The following is a 19662-nucleotide window of genomic DNA, read 5'->3' as shown; positions in this document are numbered from 1 at the left end:
CATGAAAATCAGTGTTTACTTATTTGTTTTTATACTTGTAGGGCTCACCTCTTGTAAACCCCCAGAAACAAAGCGAGTAACGGAAAATAGCAAACCCAACATCATCATATTTTATGCTGATGATATGGGTTTTGGCGATTTAGCCATTCAAAATCCACAATCTAAAATCCCTACGCCTCATCTCGATCAATTAGCCAAAGAGGGCTTGTTAATGACAGACGCGCATAGTTCTTCTGGGGTGTGTTCACCAAGTCGATACGCCTTGTTATCGGGACGCTATCACTGGAGAGATTTTAATGACATTGTCCATTCCATGGGATCTTCAGTGTTTAAAGAAAATCAGGTGACTTTACCTCATATTCTTAGCCAAAACGGCTACCATACCGCAGCTATTGGGAAATGGCATTTGGGTTGGGACTGGGAAGCCATCCGAAAAAAAGAGTTTACCCAAAAAGAACAAGCCGTTTTAAGAAATAAGAATATTGATATTTGGCCAGCACAAGCTTACGACTGGAATAAAACCATTCCAGGAGGTCCCTTATCAATAGGTTTCGATTCTTATTTTGGTGATGGGACTATTAATTTTCCACCGTATACTTGGATAGAAAACAACAAAGTTACAGTAGCACCAACACTAACCTTACAGCATCCTGAAGAGGATTTTGCTTTAGAAGGGAATTGGGAGTTACGTCCCGGACCAGCTGTAAAAGATTGGGATTTTTACAAGGTTTTACCAACCGTGACACGTAAGGCAGTGACTTTTATAAAAGATCAAGAACAAGCCGAAAAGCCTTTCTTTTTGTATATGGCCTTTCCTTCGCCACACGCGCCAATAATTCCGAATGAAGAATTTAGAGGAAAAAGCGAAGCTGGACCATATGGCGATTTTGTATATCAAACCGATGACGCGGTCGGACAAATTTTAGAGGCTTTAAAGGGCATTAATGCCGATGAGAATACTATTGTAATTTTTACTTCCGATAATGGCTCTGAAAAATATGCCTACGAACGTATTAAAAATTACGATCATGATAGCTCACATCCGTTTAGAGGCGTAAAAAGAGATATTTATGAAGGCGGACACCATGTGCCGTTTATTGTAAAATGGCCCAACAAGATTAAACCGGGTTTTAAAAGCACCCAGTTGTTTAGTCAGATAGATCTTCTAAATACTTTAGCGTCACTGACTAATAGTGACTTGCCAAAAGACTTTCAGCATGATAGCTATAATTTTTCTGATGTTTGGTTAGCCAAAAACTCTTCTCCAGTAAGAGAACAATTGGTACATAATACTTGGACAACTAAATACGCGATCAGAAAAGGGGATTGGTTGTACATCAATAACAAAGATGGTTACCATACCAGAACCCCTAAATGGTTTAAAGAAGGGCAACGTTTTAAAACTGCTAAGGATACGGTGCAACTCTTCAATCTTAAAAATGATAAGGGGCAAAACAACAATTTAGCAAGTCAATTCCCTGAAAAAGTTAAAGAATTGGCAGCAGCATTACGCGAAGAACAGCAAACAGAAACGTTTAAAAATTAAAACAGAAATGAGAATTAGTGGGTTAAAACTTAGTATTCTTTTAGGTGTTGCATTAGCGATCTGTTCTTGCAATGGCACAAAAAAAGAACCTGTAGCTGAAAAAGAGGTTGTAAGCCAACACGAAGAAACAAGACCTAACATCATTTTTATTTTTGCAGATGATTGGGGTTATGGTGATTTAGGCGTGTACGGAAATACAGAAGTTTCAACGCCCAATCTAGATAAAATGGCGGCAGAAGGTACACGATACACTCAGTTTCATGTGACAAGTGGTGTGTGTTCCCCAAGTCGAGCGTCGGTTTTAACCGGTCATTTTCCGGCAAGACACCGTGTTCATGCACATTTTGCAGGAAACGAAGTCAATGCCAAACGCAACATGCCTAATTATTTAAACGATTCCCTTCCGGTTTATTTACCACGAACCCTACAAAAAGCAGGTTATAAAACCGCGCACTTTGGGAAATGGCATTTAGGCGGTGGCGGTAAACCTCATGGCGATCCTTCAGCACCAGAACCAAAAGGCTATGGTTATGATGAAACAAGAGTTTGGAACGGCAACGGACCCACATGGAAAGGCGATCAGAAAAGGGAAACCACTCGATTTATGGATAAAGATACCCTTTGGGTACAAAGTTCAAGCAGAATAGCTGTAGACGAAACAATAGATTTTATAAAGGAGAATAAAGGACAGCAACCGATGTTTGTCAACCTTTGGTTAAAAGATCCGCACACACCGTTATGGCCTTCCGACGCACAGCGTGAACCGTTTAAAGACTTATCGCCAAGCAAAGAAACCTATTATGCGGTTTTAAAGGATGCCGATTATCATATAGGACGCTTATTAGACTCTATTTCAGAGCTTGGATTAGATGAGAATACACTAATTATCTTTTCAAGCGATAATGGTCCTGCAGGATGGGGACCTTCTAAAGAAGCAGGTTCTACAGCAGGTTTAAAAGGACGAAAAGTAGATATCTTTCAAGGTGGTGTGGTGGTGCCTTTTATTGTAAAATGGAAAAATCATGTTGAAGAAAATAAGGTAGATTCTACCAGTGTGCTTTCCACTGTAGATTTATTACCAACCTTTGCCAGTTTAGCGCAAACCGAATTACCAAACGATTATGCTATTGATGGAGAAAATATAAGTTCAATTTTAGAAAATAATAGTTTTACAAGAACAAAACCCTTATTTTGGGAATGGCGTTTTCCAAGAGAAAACACCAATCATTGGGCACAAGGTGCCGTTAGAAAAGGCGATTGGAAACTGTTGTTTAACGACAAGATTAAAAGAGAAGAACTCTATCATATTTCAGAAGATCCAAAGGAAAACAATAATATTGCTAAAGCGAATCAACAACGTGTTGATACACTTAAACAACTTTGGTACGATTGGAAAAAAGAACTTCCGGAATAGCTAAATAACGCTTAAAAATAATTTAATAACACCATAGACTTTCAAAAAATAGTATTGAAATGAACAAAAAAATAATAGTATTAATGGCACTGATGGGATTTGCATTTTCATGTACCTCTCAATCGACAAAAACAGTGACTAAGAAAAAATCAAAACAACCTAACGTCATTGTAATTATAACCGATGATCAAGGTTACGGCGATCTTGGTGCTCATGGTAATACCTTGGTAAAAACACCAGCATTAGATGAGTTTCATGACGAATCCGTTAGGTTAACCGATTTTCATGTGGGGCCTACTTGTGCGCCTTCTAGATCAGGTTTAATGACCGGAAGATATGCCAATAGAGTAGGCGTTTGGCATACCATTGGTGGCGTATCTATTTTAAGAGAAGATGAGGTGACCATGGCTGAGGTATTTCAAGAAAATGGCTATGAAACTGCCATGTTTGGAAAATGGCATTTAGGAGACACTTATCCTTCTAGACCGCAAGATAAAGGCTTTGAATACACCATAACACATGGTGGAGGTGGTGTTGGCCAAACACCAGATTATTGGGATAATGATTATTTTGATGATACCTATTTTAAAAATGGTGTGCCTACAAAGTATGAAGGTTACTGTACTGATGTGTGGTTTGATGAGGCGATAGATTATATTGAAACGCATAAAGACCAACCGTTTTTTACCTACATCTCTACAAATGCACCACACTTACCTTATAATGTTCCTGAGGACTATTATAACCAATACAAAGATTTAGATATTCCTGAGTTTCAAAAAATCTTCTACGGAATGATTACTAACGTGGATGATAATTTTGCGAAACTTCAAAAGAAATTAGAAGACTTAAACATCGCAGATAATACCATTGTTATTTTTATGACCGATAACGGAACCGCTTCAGGGTATAAGAAAGTTAAAGGGCAGCTTTACGGTTATAATGCAGGAATGAAAGGCACAAAAAATAGTGAATATGAAGGTGGACACCGCGTACCATTCTTTATTAAGTATCCTGAAAAAAATATTGAAGGCGGAAGAGATGTTAAGGCACTTACGGCACATTTAGATATTTTACCAACCTTAGCGACTTTATGTGATTTAGAATTGCCAGAACGCCAAAAAGAAATTGATGGTTCAGATATTTCAGCACTTCTTTTAGGAGAAAAAGACAGCATTGGAAGAGATTACCTTATTACAGATTCGCAACGTGTACAGAGTCCTATTAAATGGCGAAAAAGTGCCGTCATGTCAGACAAAATGCGATTGGTTAATGGGAAAGAATTGTATGATGTGTCTAAAGATCCAGGGCAAGAGCATGACTTAGCCGCACAATTCCCAGAGAAGGTGGAGCAAATGCGTGGATATTATAACGAATGGTGGAGTTCTGTTTCAACAGAATTTAATCAGTTTCCAATTATCGTTTTAGGGTCAGATCAGCAGAATCCTATTGAATTAACCTGTCATGATACCCATGTGCATGATTCTAAAATTCCATGGAATCAAAATTATATCAGAGAAGCGCAAAAGAACCCAATAGGAGGTGAGTTTACCGTAGCCTTTGAGCAATCTGGAACCTATACGATTGAATTGAGCAGATGGCCTTTTGAAGCTGATTTAGCCATTAATGCCGCTGTTGAAGGTAAGGAAGGTACTATTTCTACCGAAGCTATTGCAGCAGGAAGAACCATGAATTTTAAATCTGGTGGTGTAAAAATCGGCGCTTGGGAGCAAACAAAAGCTATAACTAAAGACGCTAAAGTGATTAGTTTTACAGGAAACTTTACCAAAGGAGAAACCGATATGAGCGCATGGTTTACAACCGATAAAGATGAAGATTGGGGCGCTTTTTATATGAGAGTCACTAGAGTCTCTAAAGACTTTTCTTTAATAGACTAGTCGCGTATTAGTTATTAAAATATAGGTGGTGTTACACATCACTTTATGGCATAAAAAAAAGGGAAAGTTTACTTTCCCTTTTTTTAGTGTTATACGGTAAATACATAAGCTTTAATACGGATTGGTAGTTCAAGGTTTTGTCATAGATATTCAAGTTTTTTATTCTTCAGACTTTAACATCTCTGGCGTAGCAACGGTTCTAAAGCCCATATGATCCGATCCAGAATCCATAGAAACCCCCATTTTAGCCGATATTCTAAAGCTAGCACAGTACGACGCATGGCATAAAAAAGAACCTCCTTTCATCACGTGTTCTATTTGATAAGGATTGTTCGGGTTAAAATGTTTTTCAGCTCCTTTAGGATTTACAAGAGCATGAGAGCGATCTAATTCCTTATAATAGTTTACATTAAAAAAGTCATTCGTAATTTCCCATACATTTCCGGTCATATCATATAATCCAATACTATTTGCTGGGTAAGACTTAACAGGCGAAATAAATTCAAAACCATCTTTAGAGTCGTTTTTAGTCGGAAAAACACCTTGCCACGTATTGGCGTTAGCATCTAAAACTTCAGGATTATCTCCCCAAGTAAAAATACTGTTTGCATTTGTGCCTTGTGCAGCAGACTCCCATTCGGCTTCCGTTGGTAAACGTCGGTTAGCCCATTCGCAATACGCTATAGCATCTTGGTAAGCGACATGCACTACAGGAAAGTTGTCTTTACCTTCAATAGTAGATTCCGGACCCTCTGGATGTCTCCAATTCGCTCCCGTTTTCCAGGTCCACCATTGTCCGTAGTTTTCCATATTTGCAACAGCATTTACATCTTTATTAAAAATAAGACTTCCCGGTTGCAGTATAGAATCATGAGGTTTTGGGGTGTTAGGCGGCAATTCTTTCTTCATCTCTTCCCAATCAATCTCGCGTTCGGCAATAGTAACATAGTTGGTTGCCTCTACAAAGGCTTTAAATTGCTTGTTGGTAACTTCTGTAGCATCTATAAAAAAGCCATCTACAGTTACCATATGCGCAGGTTTTTCTCTTGGCATCGCATATTGGTCGGTGTCTTTGGCGCCTTGTAGAAATGTTTTTTTTGCTACCCAAACCATACCTTCAGGAGCTTCAGGGATTATAGGGGGAGCTACAGGATTAACCGTTTTAGTTTCAGTAGCGGTCGGTTTGGCTTCATCTTTACAACTCGAAACCGTTGTAAGCATTAAGAGCAAGGCCAGAATAGGTGTAAAAGGTTTATTCATGGATTTTAGATACATTTTTATTTTGGTTAAATATAATGTTTTTGCATCGTATTTTTATCAGAATAAAGCAGGTATTATAAATAGCAATATCCATCATAGGCTTATTAAATACCACCAATAAAAAAACCGTAATATGACTTAGATATTACGGTTTTTTTATAAGCGATTAAATCGTTAAAATTAGAAATTGATTCTAGTTTTATTTAATGATAATTTTTTGAGTTTTGTTTTGTGTAGGGTTTTTTAACGCTACAATATAAACACCCGCTTTTAACGAACTAACATTAAGGGTTTGCGTTGTGTTTGAACTCGTTAAAACCTGTTGAAACACTGATCGACCTTGCATATCGTATAATACGGCTGTAGTATCTGCAAGTAATTGCCCTTTAACTACTACTGTTTTTGAAGCTTGATTAGAATAGATGTGTAAACCATTAACTAAGGCATCATCAGTAGATAAAGTGGTCGCTGAGAAATGTACATAGAAACGCCCGGTACCATTTAAGGCATCAGATGGTGTAAAGATGTAATCACTATTATTTAAAAGTGTCCAAGTGTTAGTTAGATTATCTTCAAGATATACGGTTACCGTTTCAGGAATTGAAACCGTTTCAGGATTCATACCAATTGTTAATTGTGTACCTGCCTCAGCATTAACCCCAAGAGGTACAATAATCTCATTAAAATCGTTATAAGGTAAAGCCTGAATAGCAAATTTAATGTTTTCATTATTTTCAACAAGATGCGTATAGATAGGGCTTGAAGAACCCGTAAAAGCCGCAGCATCATACCCCGGATCTAAACCTCTAGTTTGGTTGTCTACAAAGTATATTTTTGTGGAATACTGCGATGATTCTCTCGATAAAAATAATTCAGAGAGAACAAAATTTGGTGTAGCTGTTCTTCCTGCTATAAAATCATCCGAATTACCTGTTGTTCGCATCGCTGGTGTAAACGTTACGGTGCCTTCACTAGCTGTTGTTTTTACAAAGAATCCTTGCCCTGGGGCTATTTTATTACCAGCACCAGTTAAATTATTCCATACTGTCCAATTATCAGAAGAATCTGCGTAACCCGCATAACCATAAACAGCTTGGTATGCTCCGCTGCCTCCGTTTAATTGACCTGAGTTTACACTCCAAAATTCATCAAAATCTAAATAAGAAGGATAAGGGTTACCTATTAAGTTCCATAAACCATAAGTGGCGTCACCACCATTGCTAAGCGTAGCTAATACATCCACTACAGGTGAAACCGGTTCGCCTTGAAATAAGATAGTACCAGCTTCATTTATTCTCGCTGCTCTATACCCTTTTCCTAGTTCTATATTCGTGTCATTATTAGCCGTAGCATCCCAAATTTCATACACGCCAGTGTCATTATTAAAAGGTCCAAATGCTCTTTGTGTATTATTAGCAAGAAGGATATCTTCAATATCTCCAAAAGTTTCAGGAACAGGAGCAGAAATGAGGTCGTTATTTGGAGTTGCATGTACCCATCTATTATAGCCCACTTCACCAGTTACCGTGCCATTAAAAATTAAACTACTAAAACTAGTAGCATTAGACTCAGCAAAAAGGTTATCATTTGTAGTAGCATTTCCATTTACAGTAAGAGACTTTGTAGGATTAACAGTTACTGCACCACCCGTTAAAATGGTAAAATTGTTTACAGTAACCTCTGAATTTATAATTAAACTACCTTGTATATAAACATTATCCGTAGCTGTAATTGGGGCAACGCCTCCTTCCCAAGAGGTACCATCCTCCCAGTTAATCCCTGTACCTGTTACTGACGTAAATTCGGGAATTATAATAGAACCATCGGTGTCTTGTACAATTGTGCCATTAGCAGGTTCTACACCGTCAATAAGCCATGTGTTTAATTGATTTTGAGTCACTGTACTTCCTATCTTTAGCACGCCTGAGGTATAGTTTTTTAAATTAATAACACCAGTCATTGTACCGATGCCAGAAAACTTCACTAGCGTTACTGTTGGGTCAAAATCTAAAGCTAATGATGTTTCAACTGAAAGATTATTCATACTGTCTTGATTAGCGTTGAATAAAACTTCAGCTGCACCATTGGTGTCACTTGCAATGTTGCCTTCAATAGTATTTGGGCCATCTACAATTAACAATGCATCGTTACTACTAGTAAAATTAAGAGTTCCTGTAAAGCCAGTAAAATCAGAACTACTTCCTAAAACTATTTTTGATTTTAATCCAATATTACCACTACCTAATAGCGTTCCATTGAATTCTATAGGATTTGTACTGGATGTATTATTTAAATTTATATTGTTAGCTCCGAAGTCTACTGTATATCCAGTAGCAAAAGTAATTGTACCTGAGCCAGAATTTCTAATTCGCTTACCTGATTCGAAAATTACATCACAATTAAAAGTGGCGTTTGCATTGTTAGCGGTCCCAATAGCATTAGGATTAATATTAGAGCTACTCGTACCTTGTAGTCTTAAAGTACCATTAGAAATGGTTACTGTTGTACCGTCAATTATGATTTCACCAACAGATATAGGACCATTACCTAGGTCTACACTTGTGTTTAAAGTCGCTATACTATCTGAACTTACTATTATATTGTCTGTCCAGTTACTTGGTGTAGACCATAAGCCATCTCCAGCTCCATTATTATTGGTAAATGTTCCATTCTGCGCCTGTAAGAGCAAGCAGTTTAAACTTAAAAAAGTTATTAAAAATAGTAGTGGTAATTTTTTCATCATGATTTTTAGGACTTTAGGTGATCTGCAAATTTAAACCATTCGTGCAAATTTACTTTGCTTTATTCAATCAAAAACAGTCTCATATCGTGTAAAAGCCTATAAATGTTGGTCTAAAACAAAAAAATAGCTCTAAAATAGCAGTGTTAAGGCTGTTTTTACTACAATCTTAGAGCTTAAAGCGTTTATTTTTGTAGTGAGATACTTACACTGAAAGTCTAAAACTGATGGGCGCACAAAGCGTAAATTTCTTATCGTACATAAATTATACAAGGAGAAGTAAAAGAAAACACAACAACTTAATTAGTAAGATGTTGTGTTTTAAAGTTGTGGAGTCGGAGAGAATCGAACTCTCGTCCAAACAAGTAACCAAAGGGCTTTCTACACGTTTAGTCTTTTCTTAGGTTTTAGACGTAAAGCTGGTTAAAGACAACCCACTTTACGCTTAGCTTTTTAATCTCGAAAGGGCATCAAAGCACTACCCAATCTTAGTCAATTTTTACGATGCCTCATGCAGAAACGCCACTGACTAGGGCTTTTCGGAGACATTTAGCCTTCCTACCTTGTAGGAATGAGCACGAAATCTTACTGTGATTCAGATTATGCAGCTAAAGCGTAGTTATTCTCGCCGTTTAAAATTTGGTCTAGCCTTTTACGTGTTTCAATGCCATTACACGACGTGCTTACCATTCACTTAATCTCGCTGTCAAAACCAGTCGACCCCATTAATGAAATAGTAAATTTTTAATTTACGTCATTGAATTAATCCTGAACTTGCTTCAGGAACTCATCAATCCATAAATGCTATTTTTATTTGGGCGTTCCCTTATCAGGTCGGGCTATCCGCTATATCTTTTGCTAAAAAAAGCAAAAGGATGCCGCTTCTATCCCTAACGCAACAAACCAAGAAACCTATTGTAAAATTTCTAGGGCTGCAAATTTACAAAAAATACTAATGCAAAGGTCATACCAAATCGGTTTTAAAACTATTTTAAGAAATAATGGCAGTATCATAAAAAATCCCAAGGTTTAAAAAGTGAAATTAAACTATAGCGACGGGTTTTGGTACAATTAAAAACAATGTTTTATAGCATGCGATGACTTAAAAAAATATACTCAAATTGAGTATTTTAATTTATAAAATTCTGATTTAGTTTTACTTGCGTTTAATATACCTATTGACGGGTATTGTTTGGTATGTGCAGATATGATAATATCGCAGGTATCATTTTTGACCAACCTGAACCAAAATATCATGAAAAAACAAGTACTGCTTTCACTGGCCTTAATCTTTTCTATAGCCACTCTCAGCCTTAAGGCTCAAAACTGGAACGAAATCATCAAGGCTACAGCCTCAGATGGGGCTGCAACTGACAATTTTGGCTTTCGCGTGGCTATAGATGGTGATTACGCCATTGTTGGTGCTAGAGGAAATGACGATGCAGGTTCAGATTCGGGTTCCGCTTATATTTTAGTACGCTCAGGAAACAGTTGGGTGGAACAAACCAAACTCACGGCGTCAGATGGGGCTTCAGGGGATGCTTTTGGCCGTTCCGTTGCCATAGCTGGCGATTATGCCATTGTTGGAGCTCCATTTGATGATGATGGCGCTTCCGCTTCCGGTTCTGCTTATATTTTTAAGCGCTCAGGAAACAGTTGGACAGAACAAGCCAAATTAACGGCTTCCGATGGGGCTGTTAGTGACTATTTTGGCTATTCCGTTGCCATAGATGGTGATTATGCCATTATTGGTGCTTCATATGATGATGATGGAGCTTCTGCTTCCGGTTCTGCTTATATTTTTAATCGTTCAGGAAACAGTTGGACAGAACAAACCAAACTGACGGCCTCCGATGCGGCTGCAACTGACTATTTTGGCTATTCCGTGGCTATAGATGGTGATTATGCCATTGTTGGTGCTTATAATAATGCCCATGCAGGGTATCGTTCCGGTTCTGCTTATATTTTTGTGCGGTCAGGAAACAGTTGGGCAGAACAAGCCAAACTGACGGCCTCTGATGGGGTTACTAGTGACTATTTTGGCTGTTCCGTTGCCATAGCTGGCGATTCTGCCATTGTTGGTGCTTATTTAGATGACGATGCAGGTTCTTCTTCAGGTTCGGCTTATATTTTTATGCGCTCAGGAAACATCTGGACAGAGCAAGCCAAACTAACGGCATCTGATGCTGATGGAGCAGACCAATTTGGCTATTCCGTTGCCATAACTGGCGATTCAGCCATTGTTGGTGCTTATGGTAATAACGATGCAGGTTCATCTTCCGGTTCTGCTTATATTTTTAAGCGCTTAGGAAATAGTTGGACAGAACAATCTAAACTGACGGCATCCGATGCTGATGTTTTTGACTATTTTGGATGGTCAGTTGCCATAGCTGGTGATTCTGCCATTATTGGAGCTTTAAGAAATAGTGATGCAGGTACTGATTCAGGTTCTGCTTACTTTTTTGAATTAGAAACGCCCGAGCCACCAGCAGACATCAATTGGAACGAAATCATCAATACCACAGCCTCCGATGGGGTTGCAAATGACGAATTTGGCTTTTCCGTGGCTATAGATGGCGATTATGCCATTGTTGGAGCTAGATTTAATGACGATGCAGGTCCAGCTTCCGGTTCTGCGTATATATTTACACGCTCAGGAAACAGTTGGACAGAACAAACCAAACTTACAGCCTCCGATGGGGCTGCATTAGACTTTTTTGGATGGTCAGTTGCCATAGCTGGCGATTATGCCATTGTTGGTGCTTATCAAAATGACGATGCAGGTTCAAGTTCAGGTTCTGCGTATATATTTACACGCTCAGGAAACAGTTGGACGGAACAAGTCAAATTAACGGCATCCGATGCTGCTGCAGAGGACCTTTTTGGCCAATCCGTTGCCATCGCTGGTGATTATGCCATTGTTGGAGCTTATGAAAATGACGATGCAGGGGGTGAATCAGGTTCCGCCTATATCTTTATACGCTCAGGAAACAGTTGGATAGAACAAACCAAACTGACAGCATCCGATGGGGCTACATATGACGAATTTGGCTATTCCGTGGCTATAGCTGGTGATTATGCCATTGTTGGTGCTAGGGGAAATGATGATGCAGGGTCTAGTTCCGGTTCTGCCTATATTTTTATGCGCTCAGGAAACAGTTGGGCAGAACAATCTAAACTGACGGCATCCGATGGGGCTGCATTAGACTTTTTTGGATGGTCAGTTGCCATAGCTGGCGATTATGCCATTGTTGGTGCTTATAGAGATACCGATATTTATTATTATTCAGGTTCTGCCTATATATTTAAACGCTCAGGAAACAGTTGGACGGAACAAGTCAAATTAACGGCATCCGATGCGGCTGGAGATGACCTATTTGGTAGTTCCGTTGCTATAGCTAGCGATTATGCTATTGTTGGTGCTTATGGAAATGACGATGCAGGGTCTAGTTCCGGTTCTGCTTATATTTTTAAGCGCTCAGGAAACAGTTGGACAGAACAAACCAAACTGTCGGCATCCGATGGGGCGGCAAGTGACGTTTTTGGCATTTCCGTAGCCATAGATGGTGATTCTGCCATTGTTGGTGCTTCTGGAAATGACGACGAAGGGTCTAGATCAGGTTCTGCTTACTTTTTTGAAAGAGAAATCGTATTAACTTATACCTATAACAACGGTTGGTTATCAAGTAATCCTGACGGTGTAGCAACGGCTTCAGATGTAATTATTATAGCAGAAGGAAATGCTACAATTAACTCTAATACTTCAGCAAATACGGTAACTGTAAATCCTGGTGCTGGACTTTTGCTAGATACAGGTGTAACTCTGAGCGTTACTAACGGTGTAAGTTTAGCCTCTAATGCTACAAGCTATTCTAGTGTGGTTGGTGCTGGTGCAATAGCAGGAGATATCCAATACCACAGATTCGTCAACTCCAATTTATTGGGTAATGATCTTATTTCAGCACCATTATCTGGTCAAACCTGGGAAAACTTTTTAGATGCCGCCAATGCTTCCGCTTTATTAAGCAACCCAGGGAATCCAACGGCTTATGCCTTTGCACCTTTTGATAAAACAACGGGGGCTTATGAAAACTTCGATGCAAATAGTATTGCAGATTTAACGAGCGGTGTAGGTTATAGAGCGGCAACAAATAACGGTGAAACCTTAACTTTTACAGGGACGATTCCAGAAACCGTTACAGTAGATATTACAGATAGTGGTCCAGATTATGCCAAATGGAACCTTGTGGGTAATCCGTATCCATCATATATTAATGTTCAAGCGTTTTTAAGTCATGAGGTTGGTGTAGGGGTCTCAAATTTAGATTTGTTGTTAGACGAAACGGCAGCTATTTATGGTTACAATGGTAATGCTTCAGGGAGTTGGACCATCTATAACTTATCTAACACCACTGCTTCTACAGTAATTGCCCCTGGACAAGGCTTTTATGTGGCGGCAGAGGCATCTCAAGTGCCTAATTATAATTTAGAATTCACTAAAGCGATGCAGACTACAGGATCAGCGGATGATTTTATTGCAGGCCGCACTGAAACATTACAATATCTTAAGTTAGGTTTAAATTCAAACAGCAATAACGCCCATACCGAATTTTACTTCAATGCCAATGCGACGCTTGGTTTAGACAAAGGTTATGATGCCACACTTTGGGGAACCGCTGCACCAGCATTTAGTTTGTATTCGCATTTGGTAGAAGATAACGTGGGTAAACCCATAGCCTTACAGTCTTTAAATAGTATGGATCTCGCGGAGCTGTCTATTCCTTTAGGGGTTAACGCTAACCAAGGCGAGCAAATCACTTTTAAGATTGAAGACACAACCTTACCACTTTCAGCCAATATCTACTTGGACGATGTTGTAGCAAACACATCAACCTTGCTTACCGAAAGTGATTATATCATAACGCCATCTGCAAACCTTTTGGGAACTGGTCGGTTCTTTTTAAGAATTTCGGAAGATGCCTTATCTAGTGACGATAGAAATTTTGAGGCCATTAACATGTATTACTCAAAGCCTAATAAGTCTTTAATAGTTGCGGGACAGCTTCAAGAAAACACCTATATTGATATTTACGATATGCAAGGGAGAAAGGTGCTTTCTAGTGCGCTTAAGGCGTCGCTTCTCGAAAATCACATCCCTTTAACAGCATGTAATGCAGGTGTGTATGTCGTAAATTTAAAAAATAAGACCGAACAGAAATCTCAAAAAATAATAATTAACTAATGCTAATAGAGGCAATCGGTTGGTGGTACAAAAAGCTTGAAGGTTATTCTTCGTGAGTTTTTTAAATAATTAGGCTTAAAATTGAGAAATCATTAAAATCACATTATTTTCGTGAAAAATACGAGATTTCCTTATTATTAGGGAAACTAAAATTTCAATTTCCTATGACATTCGCCATTATAAAAGAACGCAAAAATCCACCCGATAGGCGTGTGGTATTTTCACCAGAACATTTAGCTGAGGCTAGAGCGCAATTTCCAGAGGCTACATTTATTGTAGAATCCTCAGATATTCGCATTTTCCCGGATGAGGCTTATGCAAAATTAGGGTTTGACGTGTTAGACGATGTCTCGCATGCCGATGTGATGATTGGCGTGAAAGAAGTGCCTGTTGAAGATTTAATTCCGAATAAAAAATATTTCTATTTCTCACATACCATTAAAAAACAGCCTTACAATAGAAAGTTATTAGTGGCCATGTTAGAGAAGAACATAGAAATGTACGATCATGAAACTATAGTTAAAGAAAACGGTGCCAGACTTATTGGTTTTGGACGTTATGCAGGCTTAGTAGGGGCTTACAACGGTTTTAGAGCTCTTGGTCTAAGAGAAGGATTGTTCAATCTGCCTAAAGTAGAAACCTTAGCCGATTTAAATGAGGTTAAAGCCGAATTGGATAAAATCACTATTCCTAATCTAAAAATCTTACTCACCGGAACAGGAAAAGTGGCATATGGCGCTAAAGAGATATTAGACCACTTAGGTATAAAAGAAATTAGTGATGCCTTGTATCTCACTTCAGAATTTACAGAACCGGTTTACGTGATGGCAGATGTTATGGAATACGCCAAACGAAAAGATGGTAAGGTAGGAGATCGTTTTAAATTTTATAAAGATCCATCGGGTTATGAAAGCAATTTTATGCCTTATGCTAAAACGACGGACTTTTTTATTGCAGGCCATTTCTATGGTAATAATGCGCCTTTCTTTTTTACCAGAGAAGATGCCAAACATCCCGATTTTAGAATTAACCTTATAGCAGATATATCTTGCGATATCGATGGTCCTGTGGCAAGTACCATTAGACCTTCAACTATAGCAGATCCGTTTTATGGTTACGATCCTATCACGGAACAAGAAGTGGCTTATGACGCTAAAGGAGCTATAACTGTTATGGCGGTAGATAATTTACCATGCGAATTACCAAAGGACGCCAGTGAAGGGTTTGGAGAGGCTTTTTTAAACCATGTGATTCCTGCATTTTTTAATGATGATGCAAATGGTATTTTAAAACGGGCCAAAATGACTGAAAACGGAGATTTAACACCTGGTTTTCAGTATTTACAAGATTTTGTTGCTGGTAAGGCTTAAGATTTAGTACTTTATTTTACCTATAATTTATAAGGTCACCTTAAACAATAGCGCTCTTATTGGTCTGCTCTTGTTGGGGTGACCTTATATGTTTAAACATCCAAAATCCAAGGCTTAAAAAGCAACCGAAGCCTAGGGTAAATAACCATATGGCTTGATGCTGGTAAGGGGCTTTTAGCATGTTAAAAATGGTTGTGAAAAGGGACTTTGGCGCACTGATAATATCCCAAGAATTATAGCGTAGAAATCGCCCTAAATACACCCCAAAACTACACAAAAATAGGAGTCCGTTGGTCAGTGTTACCATAGGAAGCTTTGTCTTAAAGTTGGCTTTTATAAGGTGTTGCATGTCTATTAACGTAAGATAAAATAGAAATAAAGCACTTAAGGCAAAAGAGAGGACAACCAAAATATCTAGCCACAAATAAGTGACATTAGCCCTTCTAAGATGAATAAGATCCGTAACAATATAAGGGGCGTTGGGTAAAAATAAAACCCATACCATAAACCCGAGTATAAAAGTCCATAGACTTAAATGGGGTTTAGCGCTGAGGTATAAGGTAATCAGGTAGGGAATAACGGCTAGAAATAAATTCCAAATTAAGAAAAGAAAGAAAAAGGATTGATGAAGTTTCATGCGGAGCATCAGTAACACAAGGCTAAAACTGATGGCCACAAGGATTAGAGTTAAGGTTTTAAATCGGGTGAGGAGTAAGTGTTTTACAGCGTCCATAATATTGTTTTTTTTATGATGTTCTTGGGTTAAATAACTTTGTTTCTAAAATTAAGATGCTAAGAATGCCAAGGGTATAGGCAACTATATCGAGGACTTCAAAAGTGCTTCCAAAAATCAGCTTCGCAAGCGTATGTTGTTCTAAATTTAAGTAACTTAAAAAAGGAGTGAGTTGAAGGAATTCTACAGTATAGGCAAACAATAACACGATTAGGCTTGAAGACCAAATCCCAAGAGTTGTACAACCTCGGAGTAGGGCATAGAGCAAGATGACCACGAGATAATCGCCAAAGGTATGACGGATAAATCCGGAACCGCCAATAACAGCGATAGTCAATTCTATTAATAATAAAATGAAGGCCATAAGAAGGTAAGTGCTGTTCAATTGTAATTTCATAATAAAGAATTAAAGTAAAGCCCACTATGCATGTTCCTAACATAGCGAGCTTAAGAGTTGATTATTAGTGGTTGTGCCAATCAATTTTTCGAGAGACAAACATTACAGCAGCTAAGATGATAAATAGACCTACACTTCCTACTAACAAGGCATAGTTTTCGAGCTGAATAATGACGTAGATAAATGTGTATAACGCAGTGAGCGAGATGCCTATTAAAACCGAGAATTTTGAGTTTCTTAGTATGGATCTAGAGTATAAACTGATCAGTACTATCACAGATATACCGGCAATGACATATGCTTTTAAGAAATTACTATGCTCTGAAATAGACACCAACAAAGTATAAAACATCACCAAGCCTAGGCCAATCATTAAATACTGAAACGCATGAATCGGTATATTGCTCATGGTTTGTATTAAAAAGAAGATTAAAAACGTCAGCCCAATAACTAGGAAGCCGTATTTAGCCGCACGCTCACTTTTTTGATATTCATCTACTAATACCACAAATTTGGTTCCGAAAGCAAAGGCATTTAAATTAGGAATGTTGTTGAGGTATTGTTGTGAAAACGCTCTGTTTATAGATAAAACTTTCCAGTTCACTTTAAATCCAGAGGCACTGAGGCTTCTAGTTTCGTCGTCGGGAGCATAGTTTCCTATAAATCCCGGGTCGGCCCAATTAGAAGCCATGTCCATCGTAGTTGTTTTTCCTACGGGGATCACTTGTATTTGTTCACTGCCATCATAGCTAACCTTCATATTAAATTTAAAAGGTGCTTCAAGAAATATGGCGTTTAAAAAAGGTGTTTCGAGTTCATCTAAATGGCCTTGAGAACGGTTGTTATTAAAGTTGGTTTCAAACGGATAAGCAGTTCCGTTAATCTCAATAGCCATTTCATTTTTAATCCCTTTTAGATTACTCGTTTTAAGTATTATACTAGATTTATTCCATATAATATCTTCATTTTTAATGCCTTTAGATTTAAGGTCTGTAGGCTTGTAATTTCCGGAAAGGGTCATGTCTGAAGTAAATACAGCGGATTCAAAATTGCCCAAATACATGGTTTTAGATTTAACGTCGGCATTGACGTGTAGCTTTTCAGGAAAAATATAAGCGTAATTAATTTCCGTTTTTGTTTCTTTCAGATAGGTCTTTGTGTTTTCATTAAAGGTCGAGGTTTCCGTATAGGTTTTATACGGAAGTTTAAGTATTGGACCGTATAGCAAAACGTCTTCGCCCCATTTTTTATTAATCGTATTAACGACGTCGTCCTGCCGGTACGAACGCTCACTAATTAAACTGTTGACATAGCTTAAAGGTATAAGAAGGATAAGGACTAAGCAGCCCACCATAATCATGCGTGCTGTAATGGAGGTTTTTAACCATTGTGAAAATTTGTTAGGCTGCGGATGTGGTGCTTGTGGAATGTTGTTTTGGTCGTCTGTGTGGTTCATGATAATTTTGTTTTTAGTTATTTAAAGTACTTTGTTTTTCAAAGTAAAAAGGCAAAAAAAAGAGAGTGTTCTCGTGGAGCTTAGGTTTTATGAATAAGTTTTTCTAGGGCTTCAATATGTGTTTTAAATGCTGATTTACCAAGTGGGGTAACGCTGTAGCGGGTATTGGGTTTTCGACCAATAAACTGTTTTTCAACTAAAATATAATCGGCCTTTTCTAAAGCTTTGGTATGGCTTGCCAAATTACCATCTGTGGCGCCTAATAACTCTTTTAGCATTTTAAAATCGGCATACTCGTTAACCATTAAAATAGACATGATACCGAGTCTAATTCTATGGTCAAAAAGCTTATTTATGTTGTTTATGATGCTCAAATTTCAAAAATTAATAATGATGTAGTTTTTGTTTACGGTTTATAATAGTGGCATTAGATTGATCTTGTTTAATGGGAGGTCTTAAAACGAATACCGGGACAAAGATAATCATAAGAACAAGATGGCGTAGGGTTATACGGCTAGCGTTTCCGCTTTAGTTGGTATCGTATTTAAAATGCATCCAGGTGCCATAAATAATATGCATAAATCCGAAACCAATAACCCAAAGCCAAAATCCATATCCAGGGAAGGCCGTAGCAATAAGGCCTAAAGTCATCTCAATAAATCCTAAATATTTTATATCGCCAAGGCTATATTTAGAGGCATTGACTAAGGCCAAACCATAAAAAATAAGCATGAGCCCTCCGGTTTGTCCGTAGCGCCCTTGAGAAAGTATGATTAAAATATATAAGCCACCTGCGACTAATGGGATAAGGAAATTAAAAATTAAGCGTCGCGACGATTGGTTCCATATTTTCTCGCCGTTCTTTTTAGCTTTTCTTGTGGTTAAAATGATTCCCGTTACAATACTAAAGCTGGCCACAAAGAATAACACGAGCATTACACTTCTAAAAATCCATCCATCTAATAATAAGGTGCCGTAGCTATAGGTGTCTACAAGGTAGTATGTTAGGGCTGCTCCAATAAGCGCATAGATGCCGGCCATGATGCCAGATAAACCACTTAATGAAATAAACCGGGAAGATTTATGCATCAAATTTTTAATCTCGCTAATGTCGTTTAAGTAATCTTGTTGGCTCATTTTTAAAGTACTTTGAAAAGCAAAGTAAATTAAATAAATCCAATTCAACAAATATATTTTTTAGATTTCATTAAATTTATACCTGAAGAAATCACAAAAAACGCATATTATGATTGAACTACTTTTAGCTATTGCCAATATCACAGGAGGAATATTATTAGGATTAACCACTTTAGATAAATGGGATGGTGCCAGTGATTTTTTTAATAAAATTGCCGGATTTTTAGCGCCTTTTGATACCGTTATCGGACTTGGGCTGATCATTTTAGCGTTCTTAGAGTTTTGGGATGGCTTAATTTTTAATGTGGTGAGTATCTTAGGGGGAATCTTATTACTTACCCATGTTTTTAGTAAAGTGCCGGCGTTAGAAGCGACACTTTATAAAATTTCAGATAAACTTATGCCTTTTAAGGCTATCATCGGAATAGCCCTTTTAATCATCGGAATACTCCAGATTTTTTAAGTCTTC

General features: G+C 38.0%; 13 protein-coding genes and 1 other RNA gene. 6 read left to right on the top strand and 8 right to left on the bottom strand.

What is annotated here, in order from left to right:
* The first annotated feature begins 1 nt into the window (after position 1).
* Genes ACFQ13_RS08900 through ACFQ13_RS08890 form a run of 3 tightly spaced genes read left to right on the top strand, consistent with a single transcriptional unit; the run spans position 2 to position 4858 of the window.
* A complete protein-coding gene (locus ACFQ13_RS08900; protein ID WP_386116388.1) occupies positions 2–1546 on the top strand; it encodes a sulfatase family protein in 1545 nt (514 codons plus the stop codon).
* 7 nt (positions 1547–1553) lie between these two features.
* A complete protein-coding gene (locus tag ACFQ13_RS08895) occupies positions 1554–2960 on the top strand; it encodes a sulfatase family protein (RefSeq protein ID WP_386116386.1) in 1407 nt (468 codons plus the stop codon).
* Positions 2961–3019: 59 nt separating this feature from the next.
* Complete coding sequence (locus tag ACFQ13_RS08890) at positions 3020–4858, top strand: arylsulfatase (protein WP_386116383.1); 1839 nt, start codon at positions 3020–3022, stop codon at positions 4856–4858.
* Between the two features lie 159 nt (positions 4859–5017).
* Here ACFQ13_RS08890 and ACFQ13_RS08885 read toward each other — a convergent pair whose 3' ends face one another.
* The 3 genes from ACFQ13_RS08885 to ssrA all read right to left on the bottom strand — a co-directional run bounded on the left by ACFQ13_RS08885 (position 5018) and on the right by ssrA (position 9582).
* Complete coding sequence (locus tag ACFQ13_RS08885; RefSeq protein WP_386116380.1) at positions 5018–6118, bottom strand: formylglycine-generating enzyme family protein; 1101 nt, start codon at positions 6116–6118, stop codon at positions 5018–5020.
* Between the two features lie 199 nt (positions 6119–6317).
* Positions 6318–8861 carry a T9SS type A sorting domain-containing protein gene (locus tag ACFQ13_RS08880; protein ID WP_386116377.1) on the bottom strand — a complete coding sequence of 848 codons (2544 nt, stop codon included), beginning with the start codon at positions 8859–8861 and terminating at the stop codon, positions 6318–6320.
* Between the two features lie 324 nt (positions 8862–9185).
* Positions 9186–9582, bottom strand: a transfer-messenger RNA (tmRNA) gene (gene ssrA, locus ACFQ13_RS08875).
* 531 nt (positions 9583–10113) lie between these two features.
* Between ssrA and ACFQ13_RS08870 the strand changes: the two genes are divergently transcribed.
* A complete protein-coding gene (locus tag ACFQ13_RS08870; RefSeq protein ID WP_386116375.1) occupies positions 10114–14100 on the top strand; it encodes a T9SS type A sorting domain-containing protein in 3987 nt (1328 codons plus the stop codon).
* 164 nt (positions 14101–14264) lie between these two features.
* The gene (locus ACFQ13_RS08865; protein ID WP_386116373.1) at positions 14265–15470 is read left to right on the top strand and encodes an NAD(P)-dependent oxidoreductase; all 1206 of its coding nucleotides are present in this window, start codon (positions 14265–14267) and stop codon (positions 15468–15470) included.
* Positions 15471–15510: 40 nt separating this feature from the next.
* On the opposite strand, the gene ACFQ13_RS08860 is transcribed toward ACFQ13_RS08865, so the two are convergent.
* From ACFQ13_RS08860 to ACFQ13_RS08840, 5 genes are all read right to left on the bottom strand, one after another.
* A complete protein-coding gene (locus tag ACFQ13_RS08860) occupies positions 15511–16203 on the bottom strand; it encodes a DUF1361 domain-containing protein (protein ID WP_386116371.1) in 693 nt (230 codons plus the stop codon).
* A gap of 13 nt (positions 16204–16216) precedes the next feature.
* The gene (locus tag ACFQ13_RS08855) at positions 16217–16600 is read right to left on the bottom strand and encodes a ribosomal maturation YjgA family protein (RefSeq protein WP_386116369.1); all 384 of its coding nucleotides are present in this window, start codon (positions 16598–16600) and stop codon (positions 16217–16219) included.
* 64 nt (positions 16601–16664) lie between these two features.
* Positions 16665–18056 carry a cell envelope integrity protein CreD gene (gene creD, locus ACFQ13_RS08850; RefSeq protein WP_386116366.1) on the bottom strand — a complete coding sequence of 464 codons (1392 nt, stop codon included), beginning with the start codon at positions 18054–18056 and terminating at the stop codon, positions 16665–16667.
* A gap of 80 nt (positions 18057–18136) precedes the next feature.
* Positions 18137–18430 (bottom strand): winged helix-turn-helix domain-containing protein, encoded by a 294-nt coding sequence (locus tag ACFQ13_RS08845; protein ID WP_386116364.1) that lies wholly within the window; start codon positions 18428–18430, stop codon positions 18137–18139.
* A gap of 154 nt (positions 18431–18584) precedes the next feature.
* Positions 18585–19193, bottom strand: a complete 609-nt coding sequence (locus ACFQ13_RS08840; protein WP_386116362.1) for a hypothetical protein — start codon at positions 19191–19193, stop codon at positions 18585–18587.
* Between the two features lie 109 nt (positions 19194–19302).
* Between ACFQ13_RS08840 and ACFQ13_RS08835 the strand changes: the two genes are divergently transcribed.
* The gene (locus ACFQ13_RS08835; RefSeq protein WP_386116360.1) at positions 19303–19656 is read left to right on the top strand and encodes a hypothetical protein; all 354 of its coding nucleotides are present in this window, start codon (positions 19303–19305) and stop codon (positions 19654–19656) included.
* The last annotated feature ends 6 nt before the right edge of the window (positions 19657–19662 follow it).

It is taken from the genome of Winogradskyella rapida, from assembly GCF_042675845.1.
Taxonomy (GTDB): Bacteria; Bacteroidota; Bacteroidia; order Flavobacteriales; family Flavobacteriaceae; genus Winogradskyella; species Winogradskyella rapida.
The sequence above is the reverse complement of the archived record's forward strand: the minus strand, read 5'-3'. Positions and strand labels throughout refer to the sequence as shown.